This is a genomic window from Salipiger sp., assembly GCF_059781815.1.
The window spans coordinates 222-8,581 of the sequence record NZ_JBYNAH010000226.1 but is presented as its reverse complement, the minus strand read 5'-3'; the positions used below and the strand labels follow the sequence as shown (position 1 = coordinate 8,581).

11 protein-coding genes are annotated in these 8,360 nt (G+C 68.0%); 8 read left to right on the top strand and 3 right to left on the bottom strand.

Annotated features, from left to right (window positions below):
- The 3 genes from AC6RA4_RS20675 to AC6RA4_RS20665 form a co-directional block, all read right to left on the bottom strand.
- A partial coding sequence (locus AC6RA4_RS20675; RefSeq protein ID WP_500163550.1) for a serine--tRNA ligase occupies nucleotides 1-616 on the bottom strand: 616 nt, incomplete at its 3' end.
- A 51-nt stretch (nucleotides 617-667) separates the two neighbouring features.
- Nucleotides 668-1,405, bottom strand: coding sequence for a trypsin-like serine peptidase (locus tag AC6RA4_RS20670; protein WP_500163549.1), 738 nt, complete (start codon nucleotides 1,403-1,405; stop codon nucleotides 668-670).
- Complete coding sequence (locus AC6RA4_RS20665) at nucleotides 1,402-1,599, bottom strand: hypothetical protein (protein WP_500163547.1); 198 nt, start codon at nucleotides 1,597-1,599, stop codon at nucleotides 1,402-1,404. Before AC6RA4_RS20665 ends, AC6RA4_RS20670 begins: the two co-directional genes overlap by 4 nt.
- 365 nt (nucleotides 1,600-1,964) lie before the next feature.
- Here AC6RA4_RS20665 and yajC point away from each other — a divergent pair, with 365 nt between their 5' ends.
- The 8 genes from yajC to ccmC all read left to right on the top strand — a co-directional run.
- Nucleotides 1,965-2,252 (top strand): preprotein translocase subunit YajC, encoded by a 288-nt coding sequence (gene yajC, locus AC6RA4_RS20660; protein ID WP_222604789.1) that lies wholly within the window; start codon nucleotides 1,965-1,967, stop codon nucleotides 2,250-2,252.
- A 16-nt stretch (nucleotides 2,253-2,268) separates the two neighbouring features.
- Entirely contained in the window at nucleotides 2,269-3,930 is a 1,662-nt protein-coding gene (secD, locus tag AC6RA4_RS20655; protein WP_500163546.1) for a protein translocase subunit SecD, read from the top strand.
- 1 nt (nucleotide 3,931) lies between these two features.
- Nucleotides 3,932-4,909 carry a protein translocase subunit SecF gene (gene secF / locus AC6RA4_RS20650; RefSeq protein WP_500163544.1) on the top strand — a complete coding sequence of 326 codons (978 nt, stop codon included), beginning with the start codon at nucleotides 3,932-3,934 and terminating at the stop codon, nucleotides 4,907-4,909.
- Complete coding sequence (locus AC6RA4_RS20645) at nucleotides 4,902-5,654, top strand: sulfite exporter TauE/SafE family protein (RefSeq protein ID WP_500163542.1); 753 nt, start codon at nucleotides 4,902-4,904, stop codon at nucleotides 5,652-5,654. Before secF ends, AC6RA4_RS20645 begins: the two co-directional genes overlap by 8 nt.
- Nucleotides 5,655-5,664: 10 nt before the next feature.
- A complete protein-coding gene (locus AC6RA4_RS20640) occupies nucleotides 5,665-6,018 on the top strand; it encodes an Mth938-like domain-containing protein (RefSeq protein WP_500163540.1) in 354 nt (117 codons plus the stop codon).
- A 102-nt stretch (nucleotides 6,019-6,120) separates the two neighbouring features.
- On the top strand, nucleotides 6,121-6,735 hold the full coding sequence (gene ccmA, locus AC6RA4_RS20635; protein ID WP_500163539.1) for a heme ABC exporter ATP-binding protein CcmA: 615 nt from the start codon (nucleotides 6,121-6,123) through the stop codon (nucleotides 6,733-6,735).
- Nucleotides 6,732-7,388, top strand: coding sequence for a heme exporter protein CcmB (ccmB, locus tag AC6RA4_RS20630; protein WP_500163538.1), 657 nt, complete (start codon nucleotides 6,732-6,734; stop codon nucleotides 7,386-7,388). The genes ccmA and ccmB overlap by 4 nt, the downstream gene beginning before the upstream one ends.
- Nucleotides 7,389-7,791: 403 nt before the next feature.
- A partial coding sequence (gene ccmC, locus AC6RA4_RS20625; RefSeq protein WP_500163536.1) for a heme ABC transporter permease CcmC occupies nucleotides 7,792-8,360 on the top strand: 569 nt, incomplete at its 3' end.

Sequence of the window (8,360 nt, the reverse complement as noted above, 5' to 3'; positions counted from 1 at the left end):
TCATTTCTTCGCGCACCAGCACCGGGGTCCAGGTCTCGGTAAGGCCGTTCTCCTCGATATGGGTGTCGAGCATGAACTGGGCCAGCGCCCGGTGGATGCGCACGACGCCGCCCGAGAGCACCACGAAGCGCGAGCCGGAGAGCTTGGCGGCGGTCTCGAAATCCATGCCCTTCTGCACGCCCGCGAGCTGGTAATGCTCCTTCGGCGCGAAATCGAAGCTGGCCGGGGTGCCCCAGCGGTGGATCTCGACGTTGTCGTCCTCGTCGGCGCCGTCCGGCACATCGTCGAAGGGCAGGTTGGGCAGGCCCATCAGCAGCGCGTCGAGCTCGGCGTCGAGCGCCTTGGCGCGGTCCTGCATCTCGGAGACCTCGGCCTTCTTGGCGCCCACGAGGGCGCGCAGCCGTTCGAATTCTTCCTCGTTGCCGGCGGCCTTGGCGGCGCCCACGTCCTTGGCGGCCTTCTTCTGCTCGGCCTGCGCGGTTTCGGCGGCGTGGATCGCCGCGCGGCGCGCTTCGTCGAGCTTCAGGACCGAGGGCGATTGCGGCTCCATCCCGCGGCGAGACAGCGCCGCATCGAAAGCGGCGGGGTTTTCTCGGATGGCGCGGATGTCGTGCATCGTCCCTTGTCCTTCTTTTCGGGTTCGAGTCGCGGCGGTTATGCCCTCTTTTCACTCGGAGGTGTAGGGGGCGCCCTGCAACAGGCGCGCGCGCACCCATTCGTCGACCGGAACCACCAGCGCATTGCCGCGTGCCGAGGCAGAGACCACGCCGATCACCCGCCACTCAGGGCCACCGCTGAGGGCAGGGCCGCCGGAATTGCCGGGGCGGACGGGGCAGTCGACGAAGAGCAGCTTGTGGACCGGGCGCCCTTCGCAATCAAACCGGGCCGAGAGCCGGTGCGGGCGGTGATCATGGTAGCCCGCCAGCGCGAAGGGCGGGGCGAGGGCGCTGCCCACCGGCAAGGGGGCGACCTGCGTGATCGGCTCGGCGAGGTAGACCAGCGCGATGTCGTGCTCGACGTCGAGCTGCACATGGGCATAGGCCTGCGGGTGGACTTCGTAGGAGGCGACGGGGCTGTCGGCGGCCGACTCGCCGCCATACCAGCCCGCGGCGAAGTGCAGTCTCTCGGGGGCGGTCGGGTTGCCATCGGGGCCGGCGAGGCAATGGGCAGCGGTGAGCAGCGTGTCGGGAGCGACGAGCGCGGCGCTGCACATGCCAAGCCGGCTGACGCCGCGGGTGTTGAGCCGGCCCACGGCCTTCCAGTCCGCGAGCTTGTCGCGGGCGACGGCGGGCAGCTCGCCCGCGCGCGGCGTCATCATGCGGGTCTCGGCGTCCTGCGCGGCGAGCGGGACGGGCAGGGCGAGGGCCAGCGCCGCGAGGGCGCCGGCGATGTGGCGTCGCGTCACCACCAGTTGGGGTGGTAATACTCCCCGGCGCTCATGCCGACATAGACCGGGCCGCAGCGTTGTCCGACATTGACGCCGGTGCGCACGCCGCCGGTGCCGACATTGACGTTGACGTTGGCGTTGGGCTTGGGAGTGCAGCGCTCGCAGCCGGCAAGTGCTGTGCCCGCGAGGGCGAGGATCAGGAACAAACGCATTTCGGTTCAACCTCTTCTTGCGCCCGGGGCGCGGGCCATCAACTCAGCCTAGGCGCTGCGGGCAGGCGGCGGCAAGGGGGCAGTCGGTCGCGCGGGGGTGCCGTCTTGCGTTCGGCGTTGGGTGTGCAATGCAGTGGCGGAACCTCTCGATGCTCGATGCTTGTTGGACCCGAGCGCCTGTTTCCGGGCCCCGGCGCCGCTCGGGTGGCATGCGAAAGCAGCTCACCCGACGGCACCCATGGCATCGAACCGGTCCTCTGGCCGTTGCGCCCGACGCTCCTTGCATCCGTCCACGTTCGCACATAGGTTCCGCGCGACCTGACCGGGGGCTTCCCCCGCTTTCATTCCATCTGAGGAGCCCGCCCATGGACCCAGCCGCGCTTGGACAATTCCTTCCGCTCATCCTGATCTTCGCGATCATGTACTTCCTGCTCATCCGTCCGCAGCAGAAGAAGATGAAGGAGCACCAGAAGATGGTCGCGGCGCTGCGCCGGGGCGACCAGGTCGTCACCCAGGGCGGCATCATCGGCAAGGTGGCCAAGGTCAAGGACAACAACGAGATCGAGGTCGAGATCGCCGAGGGCGTGAAGGTCCGCGTGGTGCAGAACACCGTGACGCAGGTCCTGTCCAAGACCGAGCCGGCCGAGAGCTGAGCCCCTAGGCGCCGACATGCTGCAGATCGATACCTGGAAACGCGTCCTCATCTGGGCGCTGGTGGTGGCGGGGCTGGTGCTGGCGGCGCCGAACCTCTTCTATAATCGCGTTGAATCGCACAATGATGCCGTGAAGGCGATCGAGGCGCAGGGCAGCACGCCCGAGCGCGAGGCGCAGGCGGCCGCGTGGCCGACCTGGCTGCCCTCGGACCTCGTCAATCTCGGCCTCGACCTGCGCGGCGGCGCGCATCTGCTGGCCGAAGTGCGGCTCTCGGATGTCTATGCCGCGCGCATGGAGGCGCTCTGGCCCGAGGTGCGCGACGTGCTTCGCGGCGCCCGAGACGAGGTCGGCACGATCCGGCTTCAGCCTTCCGATCCCGGCACCCTGCGGGTGCGCATCTCCAACCCCGACGGCATGGCCCGCGCGCTCGAGCTGGTGCGCGGACTGGCGCAGCCGGTGGTCTCGCTCACCGGGGCCGGCGCCACCGACCTGCAGGTCGCGGGCGATGGCAGCGACATCGTCGTGACTCTCTCGGAGGCCGAACAGCGCGCCACCGACGAGCGCACCATGCAGCAATCGCTCGAGATCATCCGCCGCCGCATCGACGAGGTCGGCACCCGTGAGCCGACGATCCAGCGCCAGGGCTCCGACCGGATCCTGATCCAGGTGCCGGGCATCGGCTCGGCCGCCGAGCTCAAGGAGATCATCGGCACCACCGCGCAGCTGACCTTCCAACCGGTGGTTGGCCGCGCCTCGAGCGCCAGCGAAAACGCCGGCGTCGGCAACGAGGTTCTGCCCTCGCTCAACGAGGAGGGCGTGTTCTACATCCTCGAGACCGCCCCGGTGGTCACCGGCGAGGAGCTCGTCGACGCCCAGCCGAGCTATGACCAGAACGGCCGCCCGGCGGTCAATTTCCGCTTCAACCCGAGCGGCGCGCGCAAGTTCGGCGATTACACCGCCGAGAATATCGGCTCGCCCTTCGCCATCGTGCTTGATGACGAGGTGATCTCGGCCCCGGTGATCCAGAGCCACATTCCCGGCGGCTCGGGCATCATCACCGGCAATTTCACCATCGAGGAATCGACCAACCTCGCGGTGCTGCTGCGCGCCGGTGCGCTGCCGGCGGGGATGGAGTTCCTCGAGGAGCGCACCATCGGCCCCGAGCTTGGTCAGGACAGCATCGATGCGGGCAAGCTCGCCACCGGCGTGGCCTTTGCCGGGGTGCTGCTCTTCATGTTCCTGAGCTATGGCCTCTTCGGGCTCTTCGCCAACGTGGCGCTGATCCTCAATATCGGCCTGATCATGGGGATCCTGTCGCTGATCGGCGCGACGCTGACGTTGCCCGGCATCGCCGGCATCGTGCTCACCGTGGGCATGGCGGTCGACGCCAACGTGCTGATCTTCGAGCGCATCCGCGAAGAGATCAAATCGGCCCGCGGCCCGGCCCGTGCCATCGAGCTTGGCTACGAGAAGGCGCTGTCGGCCATCGTCGACGCCAACATCACCACGGTGATCACCGCCATCATCCTTTACGTCATGGGATCGGGCCCGGTGCGCGGCTTCGCCATCACGCTGGGCATCGGCATCGTGACCTCGGTGTTCACCGCGATCTGGGTCACGCGCCTGCTGATCGTGATCTGGTTCGAACGCCGCCGCCCCAAGACGCTGGAGATCTGACATGCGCCATCTGAGACTGGTGAAGGACGACACCTCCTTCGATTTCTTCAAGCACTGGAAGCTGTGGCTCGGCATTTCGGCCTTCATGATCGTGCTGGCGATGGTCAGCTTCGGCGTGCGGGGCCTGAATTACGGCATCGACTTCCGCGGCGGCACCACCATCCGCACCGAGAGCGCGCAGCCCGTTGACGTCGGCGCCTATCGCGACGCGATCAGCGCGCTGGGGCTGGGCGACAGCACCATCTCCGAGGTGTTCGACCCGACCTTTGGCCCGGACGAGAACGTCGCCATGGTGCGCATCGCGGCGCAGGACGGGCAGGAGGCGGTCACCGCCGAGACCGTGGCCGCCGTCGAGGCGGCGCTGCAGGAGGTCGCCCCGGACATCAAGTTCGTCTCGGTCGAGAGCGTTGGCCCGAAAGTGTCGGGCGAGCTGATCCAGACCGCCTTCATCGCGGTCGGCCTCGCCATTGCGGCGGTGCTGATCTACATCTGGCTGCGTTTCGAGTGGCAGTTCGCCGTGGGCGCCGTTGCGGCGCTGGTGCATGACGTGCTGCTCACCATCGGGGTGTTCTCGGAAGTCGGCATCAAGTTCGACCTTGCGATCATCGCGGCGCTGCTGACCATCGTGGGCTACTCGCTCAACGACACGGTGGTGGTGTTCGACCGGGTGCGCGAGAACCTGATCAAGTACAAGAAGCGCCCGCTGAAAGAGGTGCTGGTGCTGTCGATCAACGAGACGCTGAGCCGCACCATCATGACCTCGCTGACCACGCTTCTGGCGCTGTTCGCGCTCTTCGCGCTTGGCGGCGACGTGATCCGCGGCTTCGTCTTCGCGATGATCTGGGGCGTCTTCGTCGGCACCTACTCGTCGATCTTCGTGGCCTCGGCCATCCTGCTCTGGCTCGGCGTCAAGCGCGACTGGTCGAAGCCGGAAGCCGAAGGCGACGCCAAGAAGGCCTCCGGCGGCGCGAGTGTCTGAGATCCTTGCCCAGAGCCTCGCCACGCCGGGGCTCTGGGTGATGCTGGCCACCTGCTTCGTGGCAGGGATGGTCTACGGCTTTGCCGGCTTCGGCGCGGCGCTGGTCTTCATGCCGGTGGGCACGATCTTCCTGCCGGTCGAGGCCGCCATCGCCTCCTTCAACCTCGCCACACTGGTTTCGATCTTCACCGTGCTGCCGCGGGCGCTGCCGCAGGTCGACCGGCGCAGCACCACTGTGATGGTGCTGGCGGCGCTGCCGATGGTGGCGCTCGGCATCTGGGTGCTGAAGCAGGCCGACGTCACGCTACTTCGCTGGGCGGTGATCGCGGTGGCCACGGTGACGCTGGTGGCGCTGGTCAGCGGGCTGCGCTACCGCACCACGCCGGGGCCCGCCGCGCGGGCCGCCGTGGCAGGCGCCACCGGGCTTGTCGGCGGTGCGACCGGGCTGCTGGGGCCGGTGCTGATCCTGTTCCAGCTCGCGGGACAAGAGAGCGTCGCCCGCTCGCGCGCGACCATCCTGGTCTTCCTCACCGTGACCTCGACGCTGCTGCTGCCGCTCATGGCCTTGCAGGGCGTCCTGACACTCTCGGCCATCCCCCTTGGATTCCTCATGTTTCTACCATATGGTCTGGGCACGAAACTTGGTCAGGCCTTGTTCGATCCGGCGCGGGACGGGGAATATCGCGTCGTTTCTTACCTGATCATCGCAGCGGCGATCCTTCTTGGGCTGCCGGTATGGGACTAGGGGAAATACCATGCAGATGAATGACGTGAGCTTCGGCGCCGCGACGCCGGTGGACGGCTACGGCCCGGGTTTCTTCCGCATCGGCGGTCAGCCGCTCGACGGCGCGCTCTGCGTCTCGATCGAGGGCGCGCGCAGCTGGGGCGGTCTCGAGGATGAGGCGGCACTGCTGGATCTCGCCTCCGACATCGACGTGCTCTTCGTCGGCACCGGCGCCGAGCTGGTGCCGCTGCCCAAGGCGCTCTCGGCCAAGCTCGAGGCCGCGGGTGTCGGCGTCGAGGTGATGAACACACCGTCGGCTTGCCGCACCTACAACGTGCTGCTGGGCGAGGGCCGCCGCGTGGCGCTGGCGGTTCTGCCGGTCTGAGCCACCCCGCGTGAGCCGATCCTGTCACCGCGCGGCGGCGAAGCCCGGCCCGCGCGGTTTTGACGCTTCCGCTCCTGCGGCTGCTGCGCTACTCCCATCTTCATGACATTGAGCGTGACCGATCTTGCGGTGTCCCGTGGCGGGGTGCCGGTTCTGGAAGGGGTGAGCTTTGCGCTGGCCCCGGGCCGCGCGCTGGTGCTGCGCGGGCCGAACGGCTCGGGCAAGACCACGCTGCTGCGCACCATCGCCGGGCTTCAGCCACCCTATGCGGGGCGCATCGAGGGCGCCGGAGAGCGCATCGCCTATGCCGCGCATTCCGACGGTCTCAAGGCCATGCTGAGCGTCACCGAGAACCTGCGCTTCTGGGCGCAGGTCTTTGGAACCACGGACATTTCCGCCGCCCTGCGCGACTTTGATCTGGAGCGGCTCGAGGATCGTCTGGCGGGCAATCTCTCCGCCGGCCAGAAGCGCCGGCTCGGGCTGGCGCGGATGATGGTGACCGGGCGCCCGGTCTGGGTGCTGGACGAGCCCACCGTCTCGCTCGACACCGCCTCTGTCGCGCTCTTTGCGCAGGCTGTGCGGCGGCATCTGGAGGGCGGAGGCTCGGCGCTGATGGCGACCCATATCGATCTCGGCATTCCCGAGGCGGAGGTGTTCGACGTGACCCCCTTCAAGGCCAGCCCGCGGGCGGCGCTGCAGGACGAGGCCTTCCTGTGATCGCGCTGCTGACACGGGACCTGCGGCTCGCGGTGCGGGCCGGCGGCGGCTTTGGCCTTGGCCTCGCCTTCTTCCTCATCGTCACGGTGCTGGTGCCGTTCGGCGTCGGCCCCGAGACAGGGCTGCTCGCGCGCATCGCTCCGGGTGTGCTGTGGATCGGGGCACTGCTCGCCTGCCTGCTGTCGCTCGACCGGATCTTCGCGCTCGACTGGGAGGACGGCTCGCTCGACCTGCTGGCCACCGCGCCGCTGCCGATGGAGGGGATCGTCTCGATCAAGGCGCTGGCGCATTGGCTGACCACCGGGTTGCCGCTGGTGCTGGCCGCGCCGGTGCTGGGGGTGCTGCTGAGCCTGCCGCTCGAGGGTTACCTCTGGGTGCTGGTCTCGCTGGCCGCCGGCACGCCGGCGCTGTCGGTGATCGGCACCTTCGGCGCGGCGCTGACCGTGGGTCTGAAGCGCGGCGGGCTGCTTCTGTCGCTGCTGGTGCTGCCGCTTTATGTGCCGACGCTGATCTTCGGCGCCGAGGTGGCGCGGCGCGGGGCCGAGGGGCTTGCGGTGCAGACGCCGCTCTTGATGCTGGCGGGGATCAGCGCCGGGGTGATCGCGCTGCTGCCGTTTGCAAGCGCGGCAGTGCTGCGGATCAACCTGCGCTGAGGCTCGCGGTCCAATGCCTTCGCCTGACATCCGAGCAATGCTAGCGCGGAATCAAGGCGAAGCCGCCGCGCCATCGCCGGCCCGCCCCCCGGGCTGGCGATTTGGTGACGCTTGGCACTGCGTGTCGAGGTCCTTCGGATTTGGGGCCGATAAATCAAGAGGATCATCGCCCCGGTCGCCATCCCGCGGGCCGGCGATGGCGCGGCGGCGCCCGGCGTTGCTCTTGACGGTGGCGATGCTGTGTTTCGAAGATATCCCAATCCCGATATCAACCCTCGCGCGCATCCCGTGCAAACCGAAGACGCGCTTAAGCCGCCCCCACCAGCCCCTGCGGCGCCACGACCCTTGCCCCTGACGGAAAATTCAGGTGAAACACTGCGACACTTGCGCTACGGGGAGAGCCATGTCGATCTGGGAATACGCCAACCCTGTCAAATTCATCCGCACCACCGACAAGGTCCTGCCGTGGATCTCGGTCGGGGCGGTACTGTGCCTCGTGACCGGGCTGGTCTGGGGCTTCTTCTTCACCCCGGATGACTTCCGGCAGGGCTCGACGGTCAAGATCTTCTACCTGCACGTGCCCGCCGCCATGATGGCGATCAACGCCTGGGCAATGATGCTGGTGGCCTCGCTGGTCTGGATCATCCGCCGCCACCACGTCTCGGCGCTCGCCGCCCGCGCCGCAGCGCCGGTCGGCGCCACCTTCACCCTCATCGCGCTCGCCACCGGCGCGTTCTGGGGGCAGCCGATGTGGGGCACTTGGTGGGCCTGGGATCCGCGGCTGACGACCTTCCTAATCCTCTTCCTGTTCTACCTGGGCTACATGGCGCTGTGGTCGGCGATCGAGAATGACGATACGGCGGCGGACCTGACCTCGATCCTTTGCCTGGTTGGGTCGGTCTTTGCGCTGCTCAGCCGTTATGCGGTCAACTTCTGGAACCAGGGGCTGCACCAGGGCGCGTCTGTCATGCG

Excerpts from the sequence above, each read along its gene's own strand:
- AC6RA4_RS20640 (WP_500163540.1), top strand. The coding sequence starts at position 5,665 with ATGCAGATGAATGACGTGAGCTTCGGCGCCGCGACGCCGGTGGACGGC.
- yajC (WP_222604789.1), top strand. The coding sequence starts at position 1,965 with ATGGACCCAGCCGCGCTTGGACAATTCCTTCCGCTCATCCTGATCTTC.
- ccmA (WP_500163539.1), top strand. The coding sequence starts at position 6,121 with ATGACATTGAGCGTGACCGATCTTGCGGTGTCCCGTGGCGGGGTGCCG.
- AC6RA4_RS20665 (WP_500163547.1), bottom strand. The coding sequence starts at position 1,599 with ATGCGTTTGTTCCTGATCCTCGCCCTCGCGGGCACAGCACTTGCCGGC.
- secD (WP_500163546.1), top strand. The coding sequence starts at position 2,269 with ATGCTGCAGATCGATACCTGGAAACGCGTCCTCATCTGGGCGCTGGTG.
- secF (WP_500163544.1), top strand. The coding sequence starts at position 3,932 with ATGCGCCATCTGAGACTGGTGAAGGACGACACCTCCTTCGATTTCTTC.